Consider the following 22,245-nt stretch of genomic DNA (forward strand, 5'->3'; position numbering starts at 1 on the left):
CCATCAATTATACCAGCCCCAATCACCTGGCAGGTTATAATGTGCATAAAGGTTTGCGGCGTAACCTTAGCGGAACGCTGAAACAAGAGGGGGATAGCTGGGTGGTTCGCCTGAATGAACCCGGTGATCACCCGTACGACGGGCATTTTGAGCTGGTGTTTGATAAAGGGTTTACTACTGCCAAAGGGCACTGGACGCCATTGGACAAGAAAACGCTGCAGGAAAAAAGCTTTACATTAAGCCAGGTAGAACGTACTGACGGCACTGAAGATACCGGTGTGCTGAACTACCCCTTTACCAGTGAGCAGGGTGAGATGTACTTTGATGAAGATGGCAGCTGCCTGTTCGATTATTATCCCAAGCTAACTGACACCACCAATGCTGAACAATCCATTACACTGAAAGGCACCTGGGAACAGCGGGGCGATACCATACGGGTGAACTGGCAGCCCAATGAACAATTCCCTAAACGTAACAGCATTTTCATTTTACAGTTCGACGAGGATAAAAGATATAGCACCGGCCTGGAAGGAGAAGATATTACCTTCAATAAGATGGTGGCCGGATGATGCTGCAATACATAAAACGCGGTTTTCTTCTTGTATTTACTGCGCTTATACTCTACGGTACCTGGTTAATGCTGCGCCTTAGCTGGCCCTATACATCCCTTAACCGGTACACGGATTTTCTGATGACCAAACAATGGGTGTACCACATTCGCCACTGGCGGCTAAGCTTTTATACACATGTGTTCATTAGCAGTGTGGTTTTAATTACCGGGCTGCTGCAGTGCAGCTGGTATTTGCTTAAAAAATATCCGCGCCTGCACCGTACTTCCGGTAAAATATATGTGTTGACGGTGCTTTGCCTGAGCGGCCCCAGTGGGCTGGTCATGTCGTTTTATGCGAATGGTGGAATAGCCGCCCGTATTAGTTTTGTGCTGCTCTCCTGCTTATGGCTGGGCAGTACGTATATGGGTTGGCGTTATGCCCTGCAAAAGCGCTGGCAGCTGCATGGCCAAATGCTGCTGCGTAGTTATGCCTTAACACTTTCTGCACTTACGTTAAGGCTGTATGCTTACCTGATAGATGTGTTCAATATTCCCCTGCATCCTAAAGATGCCTATATCCTTATTTCCTGGTTAAGCTGGACGCTGAACCTGCTGTTCATGGAAGCCTGGATCCGCTTTTTTCTTAAAAAGAGAATGGCTCTGTTTTTAACGCATTCCCAGTAAGGCCGGCTGTTTGGCAAAATGGCCGTCGGCTTCGAGCACAAAGTATTCCTTATCCAGCTCTTTCATTTCTATGATCTTGTTATCCTCAAATCCTGCCCGGTACGGATCTTTTTCATATACCATCTTAAACGAGGTTACCTGCACATCGCCATTGGCTTTTATGGTGGGTACCCGGTAAGGTTCCTCCAGTTTTTCGCGCCCGCCTATTAACATTTTTTGTATCAGCTTACCATTGTTGGTATAGCTGCATATATAATACAGGGGATCAGCTTCGGAATCGCCCAGCTCTTCCCGCGATGCATAAATGATGGTACGCACACTATCCGTACTTTTCACCAGTCCAACATGATAGAATTCATTCCCTACCTCCCGTGAAAATTTTTCATCGCGCATTTCAGGTATATAACGCTCAAAGTCATACGAAATGTAATGGTCTCTCAGCGTGAGCGCATATTCCTTGTCCAGCACAATGGGCAGGTCCAGCACCTCAAACTCCCTGCAAAAGAGGTTCCACTGCAGCTTTTCCGGATCCGTGGCGCCGCCAAATGCGCTGATAACGGTATGCCGGAAATCCCATTTATAGTCCTCCCGTAAATTTTTCAGGTCCGGGTCGTTAAGTATATTTTTCAGGTTGCTGTACCCAAATTCAATGGCAGATACCAGGTAGTATTTAGCTTTTTCATTCTGCTCTAAGCGGGAGTAGGCGCAGGCCTGGTTGTATAACACCTTATGCAAAGGCGTATAATCCAGCTGCTCCGCAATAGTATAGGCGCTGGTGGCTTCCAGCGGCTCATTGTTATCCAGCAGGGCATTACCTAGTTCATAATAGGCTTTGGCCTGCGGCTGCAGCAGAATGGAGCTTTTAAACAGCGTAATGCTGCCGGCTGGGTTCTTTTTATTGCGGTAGGTATCAATGGCTTGCAGAAAGATCTTGTCGGCCTCTTTATGTTTAACAGCGCTTTCTTTTAATACCAGCTTCACCGTATCCGGGTTATAAAGGGATGAGAGCTGCAAATGAATAGCGCCGTTGTTTGCGGCAGTATGGGTAGCGGTTTGGTGGCATGCAGCTAAACCTGCGCTCAGCAACAATAGGGATAAATAACGCATAACCGGAAATGATTAGGGTATAAATATAAATAGAATTTGTTTAATATGTGGGGTGTAAAAAAAGCGGATGGCAGCTTGAATACCATCCGCTTTTTACTGAGCCAACCATGGGATTCGAACCCACGACCTACAATTTACGAAACTGTTGCTCTACCAGCTGAGCTAGGTTGGCAGCTGGCTACAAATTTAGTGAACCCTTGCGGATTAATAACAGCAGTCCGGAAATTTATAATTACTGCACGCAGGGATCAAATAACATAGCGGTACACAGGCAGTGCTTATGATCTTTGGCAGTAAGTATAGGATAGTTCACACAGCTTTTACAACCTTCCCAGAAAGCAGGGTCCTGCGTAATATCAGCATAGGTTACCGGTATAAAACCCAGGCGGGCATTCAGCTTCATCACCGGCCCGCCGGTAGTGATGCCAAATATGCGGGCCTGCGGGTAACGTAAGCGGCACAACGTAAACAGCTGCTGCTTTATAGCCGCTGCCACGCCGAGGCCGCGGAAGGCCGGCGCTACTATCAGCCCGCTGTTGGAAACAAATTTTCCCTGCTCCCACTCCTGCAGGTAAGAGAAGCCGGCCCATACCCCTTCTTTTGTAAAGGCAATAACCGCCTTGCCCGCCAGTATTTTTTCTTTGATCATTTCCGGGCTGCGTTTGGCAATGCCCGTACCGCGCGCTTGGGCGCTGGCTTCCATTTCTGCTGCTATGGGCAGCGCAAAATCCACATCGGCCGCACCGGCCAGGCGGACTAATATATCCGAACTTTCCATTTATTGAGGATTGATCTGTGTATGCCCGCTTAGCTGCTGCTGTATAAACTGGTTATACAGGGAAGCGGGTATCAGTGAATATAACTTTATGCGGTTCACCGCATCTGTAACAGGTATAGCAGATAATGCCGGCAAAAAATGCGCTTCAATAGCGCTTTTCACCACTGCATTGCCCCGCTCATACAGGCGGCCGGCCAGCTGCAAACAAGGCATGGCCTGGCTGTAATGCCGCTCCCGTAACTGCTGCAGGGTATAATTGCTAAGGCAGCTAACTGTTTCGTATATATGAAAAACAGCCGGGAACTGGTGCAGCGCTTTGCGTAATACCGGTACGGTATCTTCTATCAGTGCAGGTACTTCATATTGATTGATCATAACATACTTTTTAATGCTTCAGGAATTGCACCAGTAACTGTGCCAGTAAGCCCAGGGCTACCGCACCCACCAATAGGTAATACATGGTTTTGGAGGCTGGCGCCGGAATTTTCTTTTGCGGTTGCATATAGATTGTTTTCCCCTGGTATGCCAACCTTGTTCCAATTTGTAACACGGCTGCATTAGTATCGCCCCAAACCTTCTACAGCACATCATTACAGCTGCTCTGCCGTAAACGGCGTATAAGTCCTGCCCGCTCCTGACCCTTCCGTTTCTGTAAACGGTTTTCCATTTCTGAAAACAGGCATCCATGTTGTATGGGTTTCAGAAAGATTGTTATGAGAAAATCGCGCACCCCGGCCTGCCACATAGGAACCTCCGGGTGGAGCTATAAACACTGGAAGGGGGTGTATTACCCGGAGAAGCTGAAGCCGGTGGATTACCTGCAGTTTTATAGCCAGGAGTTTGATTGTACGGAAATCAATACCAGCTTTTACCATCTGCCCAAAGAACAAACCGTGCTGAACTGGACAGCAAAAGTGCCGCCCGGCTTTTTATTCTGTCCCAAGCTAAGCCGCTACATCACCCACTTTAAAAAGCTGCATGACCCGGCAGAAGGGATGGAAGTATTTTTTAAGGTTTTTGACCCTGTTGCCGAACGGCTGGGACCTGTTTTAATTCAGCTGCCGGCCCAGGCCGGCTTTAATGCAGGTGTGGCAGAGGAGTTTTACCAGCTGCTGTCTACCACCTATAAGCAATATGACTTTTCCATTGAAGTGCGGGATAAAAGCTGGTTCAGCAAGCAAAGCCTGGATCTGATGGAGCGGTATGGAGTGGGGCTGGTAATAGCTAATTCCGGTAAACGCTTCCCTTATAAGGAGGCGGTTACTGCCCGGCATATTTACCTGCGCTTTCATGGCCCGGCGGAACTATATTCCTCCAGCTATGCAGCCCTTACGCTGCGGGCCTACGCACGTAAATGCGCCAAATGGCTGCAGGAAAAACACCAGGTATGGATCTTTTTTAATAACGATGTGCATATGCATGCCATAGAGAATGCACGTACACTTAAAACCATGCTGGCTGAGGAGCAGGATAAATTGTGAGGGAATTGCTTATAAAAGTTGGTAGCTACAAGTAAAAATATGGATGAAAGGCCGTACCCTTCAGTTGCCAATTGGTAACCGCTGCTGCAAAACAATGCTTTTTATGGGTAAACAGCTTTCGAAAACGGGAATTTGATTTACGGGATCGGGAAATGATGGTGGAAGCAGGCTGTTGGTGTGATCTGTACTAAACAACACGACAGTTAATAATTCAAATACTGGCTTTAACTTTAAGAAAAAAAATGAGAGCCTTATTTATCCTCCTTTTATCCGTTTTTACCCTATCACAAGGGAGATCCCAATCACACTTAACCCTTATATATACCGGCAGCAACAATAACGTAGCCGGAGCGGTACAAAAAGCAAATGAAATTTTAAACAGCACGTTTTTCTATGAACAGATCCGCAAAATTGCAAAATTTGATCATTCATCCTTAACCGGGCAACAGGTAGCAGACAGGATGCAATCTGCAAGCCAGCAGATCCGGGTTGTGCGGAAAATAAAACCCATTGCCAATGCCAGTACAAAAACATCAGACAAAATAAAGATCAGCCGCTCCCTGTTTGGCCTGGATTCAACAGGAAAATTTGTTCTGAGTATCGCCGTGAATACTTTGATACATGAAACAGTCCATGCAGTTGATTTTTTAAACACCGGTAGTGAATTTACTCATGATGGCAACCGGTCAGATGGACAGGAAAACACCGCTCCCTGGATGATCGGAGATATCGCTGAAAGAATGGTACTCGAAAACAGGCAATAAAGGGCTGGCTGTTAATAAATTAGCCTCCCCTTTAATAGGCTGCCTTCTTACATCCAACCTTTACATCCCCAGCCCGCCCAGCATACCGCCGGCCAAACCTTTCATTTCGCTTTCCCAGAGGTTTTCCGCATTTTTCAGGGCCCGGTTCAGGGCGGTTATCAGCAGGTCTTCCAGCTCCTCTTTATTACCGGGGGCCAGTAAATGATCGGCAATGGTAATGTTCTTTACCTCGCGGTTACCGGTTACTGCTACCTTTACAGCGCCGTCGCCCGCTTCACCATCCACCGTTACATGGGCCAGTCTTTCCTTACCTTCTTCCATTTTTTGCTGGGCTTCCTGCAGCTTGCCAAAGAGATCTCCAAACATAAACTACTATTTAAGGTTACAAATATAGCATATGGCGTGTTACAAGGTTTATGCCCCAATTCCTTATCTTTCAGGCCAAATTTATAAGCGAAGAAATGATCGAAACCAAAGTTTGTATCATCGGTGCGGGGCCGGGTGGCGCTACAGCCGCCCTGCAGCTGGCGCAATTGGGTATTGAATGTGTGGTGGTGGATAAGGCTGTATTTCCCCGCGACAAGGTATGCGGCGATGGTTTAAGCGGTAAGGTATTAACGGCGCTGGAACAGATTGACCCTGCCATTGCACAGCGCCTGCGGGAATTTACCCCCAAGCAGGATAGCTGGGGCGTTACCTTTGTAGCCCCCGGACGCACCAGCATGGAGGTGGCCTATAAGCCCAATTACAACCTGCAAACAGATGAGCCGGCGGGTTTTGTGTGCAAACGCATTCACTTTGATAATTTTATGGTGGATGAGGTAAAGCGCCGTCCGGAGATCCAACTTTTTGAAGGCATAACCATTGATAAATATGTGCTGCAGGAGGATGGTTACCTGGTAACCGATACTACCGGCAACTTTTCCGTAAAGGCCCCCCTGCTCATTATTGCCAACGGCGCCCATTCCTCGTTCACAAAAGATGTAGCCAACATCCGTATGGAGCCGGCCTATTATGCCGCCGGCGTACGGGCCTATTACAAGAATGTAAAAGGCATGCATGCCGATAGCTTTATTGAGCTGCACTTTTTAAAACCCCTGCTGCCGGGTTATTTATGGATCTTTCCCCTGCCTAACGGGGATGCCAATGTAGGCATGGATATGATCAGCGAAGCGGTGCGCAGTAAAAAAATAAACCTCAAGAAATTATTGACAGATACCCTGGAGCAGGACCCTGTGTTCAAAGAGCGTTTCCGGGAGGCTGAAATAGACAGCCCCATCGAAGGTTATGGACTTCCATTGGGCAGTAAGAAAAGAAAATTGTCCGGGAACCGTTATATGTTGGTAGGCGATGCTGCTTACCTGGTAGATCCGTTCACCGGGGAAGGTATTGGCAACGCCCTGTATGCCGGCCGCATAGCCGCGCAGCAGGCCGCCGCCGCGCTGGCAGCAGGTGACTTTTCGGAAAACCGGCTGGCCGCTTATGACGAGCGGGTGTACCAGGTGCTGGGACCGGAGCTGCAGCTAAGCCACCGCCTGCAAAAGCTGGTAAAATATCCAAGGCTCTTTAACTTATTAATGAAAATGGGGACGCGCAACAAGCAGCTGAAGGAGTTAATATCCTGTATGTTCTATGAAGTGGACCTTCGTAAAAAGCTGGCTAAACCCTCTTTTTACGTACGATTGTTGTTAAACAAATAATCAATCTGACCTGTGAAAAAAATCTTATTGGCAACGCTGTGTAACATCAGCATGTTAACCGGTTACGCACAAGAAACATTGTACAACCAAAACGCTGCCGGCCATTTACAGCTTACGCTTGCCGGCGCCTCTCACCTGGCCGGCTTACCGCTGCGCTGCATGCAAAAAGAGTTTCCCTATAAAACAGGCGTTACCTTTTCCGATAGCTCGCTGGTTACAGATCCTAAAGTATACCACCCTGCCTTTTATGGTTGTTACGACTGGCATAGCAGCGTGCATGGGCACTGGATGCTGGTACGCTTGTTAAAGTCATTCCCAGACCTGCCGGAAGCCGCCACTATCCGCACCAAGCTGGCACAGAACCTTACGGCCAGCAATATTCATGTTGAACAACGTATTTATTTCAATAAAGAAAATAAAGGCTTTGAACGTATCTATGGCTGGAGCTGGCTGCTGCAATTACAACGGGAGCTGCTTACCTGGAAAGATCCTTTGGGCCAAACCCTGAGCAGCAACGTGCAGCCGCTGGCGCAACAGTTTTCCAGCGCCTACATTGCTTTCCTGGATAAGCTGGTATACCCTATACGGGTAGGCGAGCATACCAACCTGGCCTTTGGCCTGCGCCTGGCCTGGGACTACGCGGTAACCGCACAGGATACGCCCCTGCAAACCGCTATCCGCAAGGCAGCTATGCGTTTTTATGCGCAGGACAAAGGCTGCCCCATTAGCTGGGAACCCGGCGGGTACGATTTCCTTTCGCCCTGCCTGGAAGAGGCTGACCTGATGTGGCGCATTATGCCGGCAGACCAATATAAAACCTGGGTAAAGGAATTTTTACCGGGCCTGTTCACCAAGCCCATTACTATCTTAAGCACCGCACAGGTAAAAGACCGTACGGATGGTAAGCTGGTGCACCTCGATGGCCTGAACCTGAGCCGCGCCTGGTGCCTGTATGGCATTGCCCGCCATGTTGATCAGAACCAGGAAGCTATTAAACAGCTGGCGCACCATCACCTGGAAGCCGCGCTGCCCCATGTGGCCAGCGGCGACTATGCAGGCGAGCACTGGCTGGGATCTTTTGCTGTATATAGCTTAACGATAGAGAATAATGACCGCTGAGATTTGCTTGTTTATTTAAAATTCATTCATGTACCGTTCCTACTATCCTTATATACTCAAGTGGCTCCTGGTGTTACTGTGCCTGCCCCTACTGCTGCATGCACAACGTAACAATTTTACCATTACACCCGCCCCTAAATGGCTGGCCCCCTATACGCCGGACCTTAATAAAAAACCCAACCTGCACGATATAAGCAGCGGGTACTGCCTGCTGCTGCTGGAAGAGCAGCACCATGCGGAAAAGAAAAGCGTTTACCAGCACATCATCCGCCAGATAGTTTCAGAAGCAGGGGTACAAAATGGCGCAGAGGTATCTGTGGATTATGATCCCGCTTATGAGCAGCTGCAGTTCCACCAGCTTATCATACGCCGCGACGGTAAAGTGCTGAACAAGCTGAGTGCAGGCCAGTTCCGCATTCTGCAGCAGGAAAAAGAGCTTTCGCGTTTTATATACAGCGGTGTGTACACCGCCTATTGCATTATTGAAGATGTGCGCAAAGGCGACCAGATAGAATATGCCTATACCATTACCGGCCGTAATCCTATTTTTGAGGATAAGTATTTCCGCACCTTTTACTTTGCAGCTTCCGAGCCTATTTTAAATTATTACAAATGCCTGATTGCCTCCACCGCCCGTAACATACAGTTCAGGTCATTTAACGATGCGCCTATGCCATCTAAGAAGGGCTGGCAGGGCATGAACCTGTATGAGTGGCAGCCCAAACATATCGCAGAACCGGAAAGGGTGGCTTACAGAACCCCCTCCTGGTACGATAACTATGCCTATGTGGAGGCCAGCGAATACAGCGGCTGGGAACCCATTGTGAACTGGGCCCTGCAGGTAAATGCCACGCACGACCTAAGCCCCGCCCTGCAGCAGAAAATAGCAGCCTGGCAAAAAGAAACCGGCAATAACAAGGCGTTGTATATGCAAAAGGCTATCCGTTTTGTGCAGGATGATATCCGTTACATGGGCATTGAAATGGGCGAATACTCACACCGCCCCAGCCAGCCCGGGAAAATACTGAACCAGCGCTTTGGCGATTGTAAAGATAAATCCCTGCTGCTTTGCACCATTTTACAGGCCAATGGTATTGATGCCAGCATGGCTTATGTAAATACGTATGCAAAAGCCTCGATAGCAGCGTCGCTGCCCTCGCCGGTACTGTTCAATCACGTAATTGTATCAGCCAACCTAAGCGGCAATCATTACTGGATAGACCCTACCATTAATTACCAGCGCGGCACCATTGATAACCTGACGGTACCGGACTATCAAATGGCGCTGATCATAAAAAAAGGGAACTACGCATTAAACAGCATAGACCAGCGCTATAATGGTACGGTACGCATCTCCGAAACCTTTGTGCTGCCTGAAAGCAATAAAAAACCCGCTCACCTGCAGGTGCTTTCCAACTATAGCCTGCAGTTTGCAGACGACCAGCGGGAGAATTTTGCAGAGAACAGCATGAAAGACCAGGAGCGCGCCTTCCTGGATTATTATAAAGGATTGTATGGAGATGTGCGGGCAGACAGCGGCCTGCAGATCGAAGATACAGAACCAGAAGACCGCTTTGAAGTAGGCGAGTATTATACCATTCACAATCCCTGGAAAGCAGATACTACCGCGGCTAACCGCCAGCAGTTCCACGTGCAGGCCCGCATATTAACAGATATGCTGCCCCGTGTACCGGACGATAATCATACACAGCCGCTGGCGCTGAAATATCCTTACTCGCTGGACTATACCATTACGCTGCAAATGCCCAATGACTGGAGCATGGATAATTCCAGCATGCACGTAAAGAATAAATATTATCGTATTGATTTCACGGCCGCCGTGAACGGCCGCACCGTTACGCTGCATTACCAGTACAACTCCTACCAGGATCATGTGCCGGTTGATTACCTGACCAATTATGTGGACGACCGCAACCAGCTTTCCGAAATAGGCGGCTTTTACCTGTACTGGGATCCCACTGCCGGCAGCAGCACCTCTCCTAATGGGCATAAAGGTATTAGCTGGGTAATGCTGGTTTTGTGCCTGGTGTTTGCAGGCATTTTCAGCTATATGGCCGTACGTTTTTACCACCGCTCCGTATTCCCGCTGCAGTACAATCCGGAGACCTGGACTATTGGCGGCTGGCTGGTGCTGCTGGGTCTGGGCATTATATTTTCTCCGCTGACTATATTGATCAATATGCTGGAGGGCGGCTTTTTCAGCAATGCCACCTGGGAGCTGGTAGTGCATGCGCAGGATGCGCAGGTAAGGCTGCTGGTGTTTATAGCGGAGCTGGCCTGCAATGTATTCCTTTGCGTATATGCTATATTGTTAGTGCTGCTGTTTTTCAGAAAGCGGGATACTTTTCCCGCAGCCTGTATTGTTTTTTATGCGGCCGTATTAAGCGTGCAGGTGCTGGATTATGTAGCGGTAAGCGCTTTAAATAATAACTATGCATGGAGCCAGGAACAGATCACCAATATAACGCGGGCTATTATAGCAGCCGCTATCTGGATCCCTTATTTACTACGGTCGGAAAGGGTGCGTAAAACCTTTGTAGTGCCGCACCCGTCTGCAGTACAGCGGAATTGGTGATGGAATGTAAAATCTTAAACCGACGATGGAGGTTCATAGAGACCAATGAAAAGACTTTATGAACGATAAATGTAAAAGTGGAATGCAGCGTAGATGGCTTAACACCAGGCATCGCTGCATTCCACTTTTACATTTAGCATTTAAAATTTTGCATTTTACATTCTCTCTTAGTAATCTATCGTCTCAGAATCAAAGATCACTACCTTCTCCCACAGGTGCTTGCATTCTTCTACAAACTTCAGGTGAATGGGATGTTCCTGGTAAATATCATGATCGGCCTGGCTGTTAAACACCGTTAGCTCGCAATAGCTATAGCTGCGGTCTATTACCGGACGGTCTGTGCTGGCAGGTTTGCCCAGGTTAAATACTTTTACGGCTTCTATTTTTCCCAGCTCGCTTACCCCGTCTTCAAACTTTTTAATATCTGCGGCAGAAAGGCCTGGTTTCAGGTAAAAGTTCACTACGTGTACAAACTTCTTATCAGTTGCTTTTAACATATCAGTCGTTTTTAACGGTTGGCAAGTTAGCCGTTGTGTTTTTAAAAACCAACCCATCTTTCATTACAAAGCTTACTTTGCCCATGGTTTGTATGTCCTGCAGGGGATCACCGTCCACCGCAACAATATCCGCCAGCTTGCCAACAGTAATGCTGCCCAGCTTATCCTTCATGCCCAGCAGGTCGGCGGCCTGTATGGTAGCGGCTTTAATGGCTTCCATGGCAGGCATGCCGCTTTCTACCATGTAGGTGAATTCCAGCCAGTTCTTCCCGTGCGCATACACGCCGGCATCTGTACCAAAGGCTATTTTAACCCCGGTTTTATAGGCCTTCGCAAAGGTGGCCTGTAATTTAGGCCCAATGGATAAGGCTTTAGGAGTTATAACAGCGGGATAAAAACCAGGGATCTTAGCGGAATCTGCTACAGAACGCCCGGCTATAATAGTAGGCACATACCAGGTGCCGTATTTTTTGGCCAGCTCCATACCTTCATCGTCCATAAAAGTGCCGTGCTCTATTGAAGTAACGCCGGCGCGTATGGCGCGTTTAATACCTTCTGCGCCATGTGCATGGGCAGCTACCCGCATACCATAGTCTTTGGCAGTTTCCACAATGGCTTTCAGCTCTTCTTCTGTAAACTGTGCGCCGCTGCCATCCTTGGCTAAGTCCAGCACACCGCCGGTGGCCATGATCTTTATCAGGTCCGATCCGTTCTTATACGCCTGACGTATGGCTTTACGGCATTCATCCGGCCCGTTCACTACGCCCACTTCCGGACCAGGATCGCCCATCAGGTCATGGCGGTAGCCATTGGTAGGGTCTGCGTGGCCGCCGGTAGTGGAAATGGCCTTGCCGGCCGTAAATACCCGCGGGCCTTTTACCAGGCCTTTGTTAATGGCATTACGCAGGGAAATATTTACGCCATAGCCGCCACCCAGGTCTCGTACGGTGGTAAAACCAGCCATCAGCGTACGTTCTGAGAAGGCAACACTCTGAAAGGCATAATCCGCAGGGTTTTTGGTGAACTCTTCCATGAATGCTTCCTTTGTAAGCTCCCCGTCCAGGTGCACATGCATATCCATCCAGCCCGGGGTAACCGTTTGTTTGCGCAGGTCTATGATCTTATCCTGCGCAGCGCCTTCTACAAATCCTTCTTTTATGGCAGCGATCTGGTTGCCGGTAATAATTACCGATACATTTTTACGGGGCGCATTGGCAATACCGTCAATAAGGGTACCGCAATGCAAAATGGTGCTTTGCGCATAAGCTGCGCTCATGCATAATAATAGCAGAGCTGTTAGTACATGGGACCTCATGGGATTTACGATTTTAGATTTACGATTTTAGATTTGGCTGATCCGGGATCTATGATTTACGATCTTAGATTTTAGATTTACGATTTGATTGGAGCGAAGGTGTCAAAGCAGGTCATTGCCATACCGCGCAGATACCGGTACCATTGTGCTACTCCCCAAAATCTAAAATCGTAAATCTAAAATCTAAAATCAATCCAGGTATTTCCTGATAGTACGGTTGTTAACAAAATACACCAGCAGCAATACCACTACAGCGGCTATCCACATGCCTATACCGGGCCGGGGGCTTACCACCATTTCATGCGCTGCCAGCGCACGGGCAGCCACCCATTGCAACGCCGCTACCAGCAATACGGCCACTATGCCGGTTACTACATACAGCGGCACAAACTGCCGCAGCAAATAACGCCGTAGCTGCGCCGGCGCAGTGCCTAACGTTACCAGCAGCTGGATCTCTTTTTTACAGGATGCAATGATCAGCTGTATGAACATGCTAAACACCAGCAGGGCAAACAGCAGCAGCACGATGCCAAAGAAACCGATCACGGATACAATGGTTTGTACGATCAGCTTTGTTTTGCTGTACTTGATCTTATCCTGGTTGGTGGTATAGCCATGATCATCCAAAAACTTTACCAGGGCCGGGTTGGCAGGGTCGCTGGTTTTAATAACTATGCGGGATGGCGCTGCTGCCTTACCATTACCATAGCGGTTATTGGCCCAATCCATAAAAGCGGCCGGCACTAAAAAGGATGAGATGCGGTCTGAAAAACCTACAATATGCCCGGTGAACTGGGAAGAGAGCAGCCCCCTGGATACGGTGATCTTTACCGGCAGGTTCTTTACCGTTTCCTGTGAAACCTGCGGCAGGTCCTGGCTCAGGGCAAATCCAAAATTATACAGGTTTAAAAAATCATTGGGTAATATAATGGGTATAACCCCATCTCCTTCCTGCCATTTCCATTCCTCATTCTTTACATCTATAAATGAATCCGGTACCGATTCAAAGAACATATCCGTATAGAACTGCAGCTCGCCGGGCGCAGCCGCGGTTACCTTAAACTGGCTGGAGGTGATGTACCCTGCTGCTTCTACAAAGCTTTGCTGCTTGATGGCTTGCAGCTCTTCCGCGGTGAACATGCTTTTATCCGATTGCCCCATCATGGCATTGGTGATCTTTTTATTCACCACCAGGAAATCCGCACTTTCATTCTGGTTCTGCCGCCCGTATAACAGCTGGTTAAAATTGGTATGCGCCTGTATAGCTATCAGCAGCAGCACCATGGCAATGCCCAGGCCCGCGGTGGCCATTAGCAGGCGGCTTTTGCCAATACCGGTTTGTATGATCTTTTTTAAAAGTTGAAAGAACGGGTGCATGTTTGAAAAGTAGCTTTTGGCTGTTAGCTATTAGCCTTTAGCCAAAAGCTAAAAGCCAACGCTAAGCGCTGTTTATAATTGGTATTGCACATCGTAGTTAAAATGCACATCGTCATCCAGGTCAGTAAGCACAAAACCGGCCTGCTGTGCTTTACAGGTTTCCGCTATCAGCGCAGCTGCGCGGCGGGTATTCTCCTCATCCAGGTGGCTGAAGGGCTCATCCATTAACAGCCATTGAAAAGGTTGCACCAGCGCACGTATAATGGCTATACGCTGCCGCTCCCCGTAAGAGAGTGTGCGGGCGCTTTGCTGCAGCACATGCGTTACCTGCAGGCGGGCCGCCATTTCCTGTACCTGTTCCCCTGTGCAGGCCGGCGCAGGGCCCATCACTCTTTTCAGCTCTATGTTTTCCCAGGCCGTTAGCTGATCAAACAGGCGCAGATCCTGGAAAATAATGCTCACCTGCTGCTGGCGCATGGCAGCCAGGGCCGGTTTATTATAGTCCTGCCAGGGTTTCCCGTTCACCATTATCTTACCGGAATAGTCATATCTTATATGATACAGGTAGTGCACCAGGGTGGTTTTACCGGTGCCGGAAGGCGCTTTTATCTTTATAAAACTGCCCGGGCTAAAGGTCACTTCCTTGTTCCAGATATCAGAGGCCCGCTGCAACAGCTTGTCGCGCAGGGGCAATGGTACCAGGTGGCTCAGTTGGATCTGCATATAAATTCCATGAAATACAAAATGTACAAACTATTTTTATAGCAGCAAACTTAATTTAACAGTAATCCGTATATAAAGGCGCATCTGAATTATTTGTCTGCTTTTGAAAGCCGTACCAACATACACGGAGCAAGAATTGGTTAGATCGCTGAAATTGCGGGAGCAAGCTGCATTCAGCTATCTGTACGATCACTACTCGTCCGCCTTACATGGCGTGATCCAGCAAATTGTGCCGGATCCGGATGTATCTGTGGATGTGTTGCAGGAGGTTTTTGTAAAGATCTGGCGGCAAATAGAACAGTATGATCCCGTTAAGGGACGGCTGTTCACCTGGATGTTTAATATTGCCCGTACTACTTCTATAGACACGGTACGCGGCAAAGACTGGCGGAACAGTCAGAAGAATAATTCATTAACCGATGATCTTATACCGCTGGCGGGCGCCACACAGCCCAATCCCATTGATGATATAGGGTTACGTAAAATGGTGCACAGCTTAAAAGAAGAGCATAAGGTATTGGTAGAACTATCTTATTTCCAGGGGTATAAGCAGGATGAAATAGCACAAATGCTGAACATTCCGTTAGGTACCGTAAAAACAAGACTTAGAGCAGCTTTATTACTATTAAGGCAACAGGTTAAATTATAAAGTGGATATACAGGCATACATACAAAGCGGTGTGATCGAAAGTTACGTATTAGGCGTAGCGGACGCACAGGATGTAGCAGAGCTGCAAAGGCTGCGCGCTGAGTATCCTGAGGTGGAAGCCGCTATAGCTGCATGCGAAGCATGGCTGGCGGCCACCGCCCGCGACAGCGCTGTACCTGTACCGGATAAAGTGAAGGAACAATTACAGCATACCTTACAGAATGAATTTTCCCCTGCTGCCGATACCACTGCCACCAGCCCAACATCACTGTTAAAGCGTATGAACCGGGTACGGTATTTTGCAGCAGCTTCCATCGTATTGCTGGTGGCCAGCGCAACCATCAACGTATATCTTTACCAGAAATACCATCAGGCTAATAAAGATTATATAGCGCTCATGAATGAACGCAATACCGTGGTGGCAGATAATGGCCTGTACCAGACAAAACTGCGGCAAATGCAGGACCGTATGCAGCTGATGGCCGCCCCTGGTATGTTAAAAGTATCCATGCCGGGCACGCCGGGTAAGGAAGGCAACCTGGTAACCCTGTTCTGGGATACCAATACCAAAGATGTATATGTGCTGGCTAACAAGCTGCCAAAAGCCCCTGCCGGTAAACAATACCAGCTATGGGCCCTGGTGGATGGCAAACCCGTTGATGCGGGCATGTTAGGTGATTGTACTGATCTTTGCCAGCTAAAACCGGTATTGAAAGCACAGGCCTTTGCCATTACACTGGAAAACACCGGCGGCAGCCCCACCCCGCACTTAGATCAGCTGTACGTAATGGGTAATGTAAAATCATAAGCTACGAACATACTCAATAGCAGGCTTCAGATGCCTTATTGACTCAGATGCAAGGCCGCCTTAAGGGGCGGCCATTTTTTTTGTAATGATGGCAACCCCAACAGCTCAGTTAATTTATTATTGAAAAAAAATCAGCCTTTTCAAACTTTTTGAAAAAGCAACTCGTACATAACAACGCGCATCAATACAATCATCCTGGATAGTTCGGTATACCAACCTATAGTTTTTCACTAACTATCAAATACCATTTTATGAGCAACAAAAAATTGAATTTGCCGCCCTATGGCAAGGAGGGCGAGGTGCAGGCTGCTGCTATAAACCGTCGTAAATTTCTAACCTACCTGGGTATGGCCGGCTCCACGGCAGCCATTATTTCTGCCTGTAGTAAAGAGGATGATAATGATGGCAATACCGCCCCTCCGGGCAGCATAGACCTGGGTAAGGACGATATAGGCATTCTCAATTATGCGTATGCGTTAGAACAGCTGGAAGCGGCTTTTTACACCCAGGTAATTGCCAGCCCCTTCAGCGGCATTACAGCCAACGAAACCGCTTTGTTAACAGATATACGTGACCATGAAGTTGCGCACCGCGAGTTCTTTAAAGCGGCGCTGGGTGCAAAGGCCATCGCCAGCCTGGAAGTAAATTTTGCCGCTATTAATTTCGGCAGCAGGGATAGCGTGCTAGCCACTGCCAAAGCGTTTGAAGACCTGGGCGTATCGGCCTACAACGGCGCCGGTAAGCTGCTCGTTAAGCCGGATTACCTGGTGCTGGCCGGCAAAATTGTATCTGTAGAAGCCCGCCATGCAGCTTTGATCCGCGACCTGATCAGCAACGGCACTTTTGCCGATAGCAGCGCAGTAGATGCCAATGGCCTGGACATGGCTAAGAGCCCGAATGATGTATTGGGCGTAGCAAAAACATACCTGAAATCCGTACTGTGGGCCGGCAACCTGCCTACTTCCTGATGCATGACGGATGCACTCAATTTATTTTCATTTCAAAAACTCTTAGCCATGAACCTTCATAATGTGTTAGCTGAAATAGAAAAAACAGATCCTGAAATATACGGGCGCCTGGATAGCCGCCGCAGCGCCATGCGCAGCTTTGCCAAAATAGGCGGCAAGCTGGCCCTGGCAGCCGTGCCCATTGCATTGGGCAGCATGTTTAAAAAAGCATATGGGCAAACCTCCAATACCATTGTTGGCGTGCTCAATTATGCGTTAACGTTAGAATACCTGGAATCTGAATTCTATATCATGGGTGTAAGCGCCCCAGGTTTAATACCCGCCGGTACCCCTGCTGTAGGCGCCATTACCACCATCCGCGATCATGAGGTAGCGCACGTAGCTTTCTTAAAAACCGCCATTACCTCGCTGGGCGGCTCGCCGGTGGCAAAACCCACCTTTGACTTTACCGCCGGCGGCGCTTTTGCAAACGTATTTACCAATTATGATACCTTCCTGGCCGTATCCCAAACATTTGAGGATACCGGCGTACGCGCTTATAAAGGCCGTGCAGGAGACCTGATGAGCAATAATGATGTGCTGACCGCCGCCCTGCAGATCCACGCGGTAGAAGCGCGCCACGCCTCACATGTGCGCCAGATGCGCAAAGCACGCGGCGCTAACGTAAAACCCTGGATCACCGGTAAAGAAAGTGGCATTGGCGCTGCCGTACAGGCCAGCTATAATGGGGAAGAGCTAACGACCCAGGCCACGGTAGACATCACCAAATTTGTAAGCGCAAACGCCGCTACAGAAGCCTTTGATGAGCCGCTGACAGCAGACCAGGTGCTGGCCATTGTAGGCCCGTTTATTAAGTAGTATATCCCTGTCATTTTTCTCAACTATAAAAAAACCACAAACATGAAAAGGACAATGCGCCTGATAGGCCTTTGCCTGCCCTTACTTTTTGCAGGCAGCCTGGTAGTAAACGCCGCTGATAAAGCAGCCGGCAACACCACCATTACTTATGTACGCGACTGGATGAAATCCAAAGCCGGTACCTGGCCCGGCATGAAAGACGGTAAAACCTACTGGTACAAGCTGGATAAAAAAGCTAAGCTGTGGTGGAGCACTGATGGTAAAAAATGGGCTGTTGTAGCAGACGGCGCCTGGGCCGATAAAGACGGCAAGTGGCTAAAGATCAACAATAACAAGCTGGTATGGAGCACAGATGGCAGCACCTGGGCCGAAGTGCCGGAATGGAAGTGGGAAGGCTCTGATGGTAAATGGTATAAGTTTGATAGCAGCTGGATGCTGTGGGTAAATGAATAATGTTTGGTGAAATGAAAAAGCCTACCTGTAATGGGTAGGCTTTTTCTTTATAACAATCTATTACAATCAATTACCAGGAACAGCAGTAGTATCTACTTCTACTTCCGGTGCCGCTTTCTCCTTCGCCTGCTGCTCTTTATAATACTTGGCAGCAGCGGTACCCAGGTTCACCAGCTGTACCAGGCTGTTCTCTTTCTCGTTCTTAAAGGTTACCACCACCTGTGATTCCTGCACCTTACCGTTAAATGGCTGGCTTACTGCGCGCAGGTCCTTTAACAGGTCTTTTGCCTGCAGAGCTACCGTACGGCCTTCTGCCGGAATTTCACTATCCGGTATATTCTGCGCCAGCTTTTCAAAATTCACATAGGCGCCCATCGGGTTGCCTTTTATTTTGCTTACAATATCATCATCCAGCTTTGCTTTTCCCTTACCGGCCAGGTAAGCCTCCAGCAATACGCTGTCAGAGGCGGCTGTTACCAGCTTATCGGTAATATCAACAGCCGGCATATTGGGCAGCTGTTGTGCCATTACATAATGATCGCCCTGTTTAACGAAAAAGTTCTTGATCATGGGTGAGTTCATCAGCTTTTCAAAAGCGGCCTTATCGCCCACTTTCATGGCAAATACCCATTTGCTGTCAGCGCTCACGGTGCTGTCTTCCGGGAAGTAAGGCAGCGGTTTTTTCTTCATGGAAAAGTCGGAAGAAACAAATACCAGCTGCCCCTTAAATGCGTTCAGCACATCATCCAGTGTAAGCCCGCTCTGCCCCATCATCATATTCACAATACCATCCGTACCGGTGCTTTTTACAATGTCGCCTATAATGCGCATGTCAAAGCCATAGGCAAAAAAGCCGGTAATGTTATCGGAAGGGTATTTTTCCAGCATCTCCAGGTCAAGCGTATTGTTACCGTATTTCTTGTAGATATCAGCCATTTCCTTGCCCACATAAGAGTGGCCGTTCATTACCACCTTACCTTCATCAAAGCTTACGGTAGCTGCATAATAACAGCCTTCCAGCAGCTTTTTGAAGTTGGCGGGCAGCATGGTCATCTGGCTGGTGGAGATCACCTCCGGGTGCACAAAAAAGCTCATGTCGCCGCTTTCCTTCAGCAGGTTCTTGAAAGGCTCCAGGGAACCGGCGGTTTCTGCATCTTTCAGGTGAAACAGGTTATCCAGCACCGGCAGCCAGGTGCTTTCCGCATCATCCGGCGTGGTAAGCACGGTGGGCATAGCAGCAGCGGAATCTACAACCGGTTCGCCTTCCTCAGAGCTGTCCGGTTCGTCGGCTCCGGGCATACCCGGTACGCCGCCGTGTTTCTTAATATCGTTCAGGTCAAAGGGACGCACATAGATCACCACGCTTTTGTTCCAGCCTACCAGGGAATTATCATCCTGCAGCCAGGCATAGGTAAAGTCGCCTTTTGTTTTGGAGGCAAAATTGGGAGCGTTCTTTTTCAGGAACTCCTCAAACTTGCCGGCGTCTTTTAAGCTGCCGGTCAGTGACAGGTAAGAGTTCTTGTCATTGGCAAAAACCATAGAGGCAAAGAAGTTGCTGTTCAGGTCTACCCCGGAATTTTCTACATCCCGTACGGCTTTGGCCGCTTCGCTGGAGGTGTCTTTATGCTGCAGGGCTGCAAAAAGCTTGTCTACCGTAATGCCGTTGGTTACCAGTTTTTGTACAATTTGTTTACTGTTGATCCCAATTACAACCCCTGCATTTTTGGGGATATGCTTGCTTTCTTCGGGTATCTTGGAGCAAGCGCTCAGCAAGACCGCTGTGGTGAGAGCGGTTAACAAAACCCGGTACATGTTGCTTAGCGATAAGTGCATAAGAAGTGTTCAAAGATTTAAAAAATAATAATACCTGTGAAATTACACAAAAATCAACCCTTCCGCACTTTTTATATAAAGTAAATCCTGCAATTGTTTCATACCTTTATGGCACGGTTTTCACTACCTTTTGTTGTAACTATTCCTATTCATTAGAACCAGCGCCAACATGTTCTTGATTTTATTACAATACATCCGGCCGCTAACGGCCATAGAACACTATCTGGACGCCCACAAAGCATTTCTGGATCAATATTACCAAAGCGGAAAGTTCATTCTTTCCGGCCGCAGAAAGCCCAGGTCCGGCGGGTTGATCCTTTGTAAAGCCTCCAGCCGCAAGGAAGTGGAGCAGATCATTGCAGAAGATCCTTTTGACAAGTTTCAGCTGGCCCTGTATGAGATCATTGAATTTGAGCCTACTACCTATGTAAATGAGCTGCAGACCTATTTTAACTGAGCAGCCAGCAGCATGAGCACTATGTAGCCTTATACCTTCGAGCACGTTTCCCCCGCTGATTTATTAACCTGCAAAAATTAGTTCCCTGCCGGGAGCGCGGAATTTCTTTTGTCTTTTTTAAGTAGTGCTATTGCAATCGTTTGGAAAAGGTTGTAACTTAATTTTTATCCGGGTAAAACCGGGCATATTTCACGTTATAAAACAAGTTAACTATGATGCCTTGTTGTGATGGTATTCTGTAGTACTCAGCCAATGTAGATAGTTCCGTTAATTCCACTAGTTAACTGTAGCAGTAACAAAACAAATATGGATGTCTTCCACGTACGCTTTGGGGCCGGAAAAGGTATTGCCTTTACTATGCCATAAGCCGCCGCATTGCCTGCCGGGAGCCTGACATAGATGCCTATAATTTCCATTCCACAACCTAAAATCAGCATCGTATGAATGTTCCCGTTAACGTTAAACTACGTCTTCGCCGTTGCAGCAGCTTTCTGTGGCTGCTCCTGTTACTGGGCGCAGCCCCCGCTGTTGCCCAGCAAAAGATCACCGGTAAAGTGGCCGATGAAAAAAGTAAAACCGCACTACCCGGCGTTACGGTAGTAGTAAAAGGTACCAACCGGGGTACCGCCACCAGCCCCTCGGGCACCTTTGCTATTGAAGCTAAGTCCGGAGAGGTGCTGTTATTTTCCTTTATTGGTTATAACACAAAAGAAGTAACTGTAGGCAGCAGTACCGATCTGAATGTAGCCCTGGCAGAAAACATCGGTAACCTCAATGAGGTAGTGGTAACCGGTTACGGCAGCCAGTCAAAGAAAGACATTACCGGCGCCGTAGCCACGGTAGATGTGAAGAAGCTGCTTTCCACCCCTGCCGCTAACGTAGGCCAGGCCCTGCAGGGCCGCGTAGCCGGCGTTACCGTAGGTACGGATAACAGCCCCGGTGGTAATGTAATGGTACGTATCCGCGGGTTTGGTACCATTAACGACAACTCGCCCCTGTATGTAATTGACGGGGTGCCCACCAAAGGCAACCTGAACACGCTGAACCTGGGCGATATAGAATCTACCCAGGTGCTGAAAGATGCCTCTGCCTCCTCCATTTACGGTTCGCGCGCCGGCAACGGGGTGGTGATCATTACCACCCTCAAAGGCAAGCCCGGCAAGCCTAAGCTCAGCTACGACTTTTATTACGGCACCCAGCGTCCCGGCAAGTTCCTGGACCTGCTGAACACCCAGGAGTATGCCGACCTGTTATGGGAATCGCGCATTAATGCGGGCAACGTATCCAACGGCAACCCCAAACACGCGCAGTTCGGTAACGGACCCAAACCCGTAATACCGGATTATATTTTCCCCGAAGGGGCTATGGAGGGCGATCCGCGGGTGAACCCCGCCAACTACACCTCCAATATTGAAAGCCCGGAATTCCGTAAAACCAAATGGCTTATTACCAAAGCCAATAAACAGGGCACTAACTGGATGGATGAGATCTTTGATCCCGCCCCCATCCAGAACCACCAGCTGAAAGT

Annotated in this window: 23 protein-coding genes and 1 tRNA gene; 14 read left to right on the forward strand and 10 right to left on the reverse strand. The window is 48.6% G+C overall.

Annotated features, from left to right (window positions below; translation table 11 throughout):
• Together VIM87_RS04550 and VIM87_RS04555 are read left to right on the forward strand one after the other, a co-directional pair.
• On the forward strand, positions 1-569 hold a 569-nt coding region (locus tag VIM87_RS04550), incomplete at its 5' end, for a hypothetical protein (RefSeq protein ID WP_331995831.1).
• Positions 566-1,234, forward strand: coding sequence for a DUF2306 domain-containing protein (locus VIM87_RS04555; protein WP_331995832.1), 669 nt, complete (start codon positions 566-568; stop codon positions 1,232-1,234). The genes VIM87_RS04550 and VIM87_RS04555, both read left to right, overlap by 4 nt.
• Here VIM87_RS04555 and VIM87_RS04560 read toward each other — a convergent pair.
• The 4 genes from VIM87_RS04560 to VIM87_RS04575 form a co-directional block, all read right to left on the reverse strand.
• Positions 1,217-2,341 carry a TPR end-of-group domain-containing protein gene (locus VIM87_RS04560; protein WP_331995833.1) on the reverse strand — a complete coding sequence of 375 codons (1,125 nt, stop codon included), beginning with the start codon at positions 2,339-2,341 and terminating at the stop codon, positions 1,217-1,219. The genes VIM87_RS04555 and VIM87_RS04560 overlap by 18 nt on opposite strands.
• Before the next feature lie 99 nt (positions 2,342-2,440).
• Positions 2,441-2,513, reverse strand: a tRNA-Thr gene (locus VIM87_RS04565).
• A gap of 60 nt (positions 2,514-2,573) precedes the next feature.
• The gene (locus VIM87_RS04570; protein WP_331995834.1) at positions 2,574-3,119 is read right to left on the reverse strand and encodes an N-acetyltransferase; all 546 of its coding nucleotides are present in this window, start codon (positions 3,117-3,119) and stop codon (positions 2,574-2,576) included.
• The gene (locus tag VIM87_RS04575; protein WP_331995835.1) at positions 3,120-3,494 is read right to left on the reverse strand and encodes a DUF7674 family protein; all 375 of its coding nucleotides are present in this window, start codon (positions 3,492-3,494) and stop codon (positions 3,120-3,122) included.
• Between the two features lie 338 nt (positions 3,495-3,832).
• Here VIM87_RS04575 and VIM87_RS04580 point away from each other — a divergent pair, with 338 nt between their 5' ends.
• Both VIM87_RS04580 and VIM87_RS04585 read left to right on the forward strand, forming a co-directional pair.
• Positions 3,833-4,600: a DUF72 domain-containing protein gene (locus VIM87_RS04580; protein WP_331995836.1), complete on the forward strand. Its 768-nt coding sequence runs from the start codon at positions 3,833-3,835 to the stop codon at positions 4,598-4,600.
• Positions 4,601-4,842: 242 nt separating this feature from the next.
• Positions 4,843-5,364 (forward strand): hypothetical protein, encoded by a 522-nt coding sequence (locus VIM87_RS04585; RefSeq protein WP_331995837.1) that lies wholly within the window; start codon positions 4,843-4,845, stop codon positions 5,362-5,364.
• A gap of 60 nt (positions 5,365-5,424) precedes the next feature.
• Here the strand turns inward: VIM87_RS04585 and VIM87_RS04590 are convergent, their stop codons facing one another.
• Positions 5,425-5,730 (reverse strand): YbaB/EbfC family nucleoid-associated protein, encoded by a 306-nt coding sequence (locus VIM87_RS04590; protein WP_089907072.1) that lies wholly within the window; start codon positions 5,728-5,730, stop codon positions 5,425-5,427.
• Positions 5,731-5,825: 95 nt separating this feature from the next.
• Between VIM87_RS04590 and VIM87_RS04595 the strand changes: the two genes are divergently transcribed.
• The 3 genes from VIM87_RS04595 to VIM87_RS04605 are packed head-to-tail and all read left to right on the forward strand — an operon-like array spanning position 5,826 to position 10,779.
• The gene (locus VIM87_RS04595; protein WP_331995838.1) at positions 5,826-7,064 is read left to right on the forward strand and encodes a geranylgeranyl reductase family protein; all 1,239 of its coding nucleotides are present in this window, start codon (positions 5,826-5,828) and stop codon (positions 7,062-7,064) included.
• A 12-nt stretch (positions 7,065-7,076) separates the two neighbouring features.
• The gene (locus VIM87_RS04600; protein WP_331995839.1) at positions 7,077-8,183 is read left to right on the forward strand and encodes a DUF2891 domain-containing protein; all 1,107 of its coding nucleotides are present in this window, start codon (positions 7,077-7,079) and stop codon (positions 8,181-8,183) included.
• Between the two features lie 28 nt (positions 8,184-8,211).
• Positions 8,212-10,779, forward strand: coding sequence for a DUF3857 domain-containing protein (locus tag VIM87_RS04605; protein ID WP_331995840.1), 2,568 nt, complete (start codon positions 8,212-8,214; stop codon positions 10,777-10,779).
• 167 nt (positions 10,780-10,946) lie between these two features.
• On the opposite strand, the gene VIM87_RS04610 is transcribed toward VIM87_RS04605, so the two are convergent.
• The 4 genes from VIM87_RS04610 to VIM87_RS04625 all read right to left on the reverse strand — a co-directional run bounded on the left by VIM87_RS04610 (position 10,947) and on the right by VIM87_RS04625 (position 14,691).
• A complete protein-coding gene (locus tag VIM87_RS04610; protein WP_331995841.1) occupies positions 10,947-11,276 on the reverse strand; it encodes a Dabb family protein in 330 nt (109 codons plus the stop codon).
• A gap of 1 nt (position 11,277) precedes the next feature.
• A complete protein-coding gene (locus VIM87_RS04615; protein ID WP_331995842.1) occupies positions 11,278-12,591 on the reverse strand; it encodes an amidohydrolase family protein in 1,314 nt (437 codons plus the stop codon).
• A 189-nt stretch (positions 12,592-12,780) separates the two neighbouring features.
• The gene (locus VIM87_RS04620) at positions 12,781-13,968 is read right to left on the reverse strand and encodes an FtsX-like permease family protein (RefSeq protein ID WP_331995843.1); all 1,188 of its coding nucleotides are present in this window, start codon (positions 13,966-13,968) and stop codon (positions 12,781-12,783) included.
• 72 nt (positions 13,969-14,040) lie between these two features.
• Positions 14,041-14,691 (reverse strand): ATP-binding cassette domain-containing protein, encoded by a 651-nt coding sequence (locus tag VIM87_RS04625; RefSeq protein WP_331995844.1) that lies wholly within the window; start codon positions 14,689-14,691, stop codon positions 14,041-14,043.
• 154 nt (positions 14,692-14,845) lie between these two features.
• Here VIM87_RS04625 and VIM87_RS04630 point away from each other — a divergent pair, with 154 nt between their 5' ends.
• The 5 genes from VIM87_RS04630 to VIM87_RS04650 all read left to right on the forward strand — a co-directional run bounded on the left by VIM87_RS04630 (position 14,846) and on the right by VIM87_RS04650 (position 18,427).
• Positions 14,846-15,340 carry an RNA polymerase sigma factor gene (locus VIM87_RS04630; RefSeq protein WP_331995845.1) on the forward strand — a complete coding sequence of 165 codons (495 nt, stop codon included), beginning with the start codon at positions 14,846-14,848 and terminating at the stop codon, positions 15,338-15,340.
• 1 nt (position 15,341) lies between these two features.
• Positions 15,342-16,148, forward strand: a complete 807-nt coding sequence (locus VIM87_RS04635) for an anti-sigma factor (protein ID WP_331995846.1) — start codon at positions 15,342-15,344, stop codon at positions 16,146-16,148.
• 251 nt (positions 16,149-16,399) lie between these two features.
• Positions 16,400-17,116, forward strand: a complete 717-nt coding sequence (locus VIM87_RS04640; protein WP_331995847.1) for a ferritin-like domain-containing protein — start codon at positions 16,400-16,402, stop codon at positions 17,114-17,116.
• Between the two features lie 48 nt (positions 17,117-17,164).
• Positions 17,165-17,974 carry a ferritin-like domain-containing protein gene (locus VIM87_RS04645; protein WP_331995848.1) on the forward strand — a complete coding sequence of 270 codons (810 nt, stop codon included), beginning with the start codon at positions 17,165-17,167 and terminating at the stop codon, positions 17,972-17,974.
• A 42-nt stretch (positions 17,975-18,016) separates the two neighbouring features.
• Entirely contained in the window at positions 18,017-18,427 is a 411-nt protein-coding gene (locus tag VIM87_RS04650; RefSeq protein ID WP_331995849.1) for a hypothetical protein, read from the forward strand.
• 66 nt (positions 18,428-18,493) lie between these two features.
• On the opposite strand, the gene VIM87_RS04655 is transcribed toward VIM87_RS04650, so the two are convergent.
• Positions 18,494-20,260 (reverse strand): hypothetical protein, encoded by a 1,767-nt coding sequence (locus tag VIM87_RS04655; RefSeq protein WP_331995850.1) that lies wholly within the window; start codon positions 20,258-20,260, stop codon positions 18,494-18,496.
• Between the two features lie 169 nt (positions 20,261-20,429).
• Here VIM87_RS04655 and VIM87_RS04660 point away from each other — a divergent pair, with 169 nt between their 5' ends.
• Both VIM87_RS04660 and VIM87_RS04665 read left to right on the forward strand, forming a co-directional pair.
• Positions 20,430-20,717: a YciI family protein gene (locus tag VIM87_RS04660; RefSeq protein WP_331995851.1), complete on the forward strand. Its 288-nt coding sequence runs from the start codon at positions 20,430-20,432 to the stop codon at positions 20,715-20,717.
• Positions 20,718-21,157: 440 nt separating this feature from the next.
• Positions 21,158-22,245: TonB-dependent receptor plug domain-containing protein (locus VIM87_RS04665; RefSeq protein WP_331995852.1), on the forward strand; the 1,088-nt coding region annotated here is incomplete at its 3' end.

Origin of the sequence: Chitinophaga sp., assembly GCF_036569125.1 — a bacterium.
Lineage (GTDB): Bacteria > Bacteroidota > Bacteroidia > Chitinophagales > Chitinophagaceae > Chitinophaga.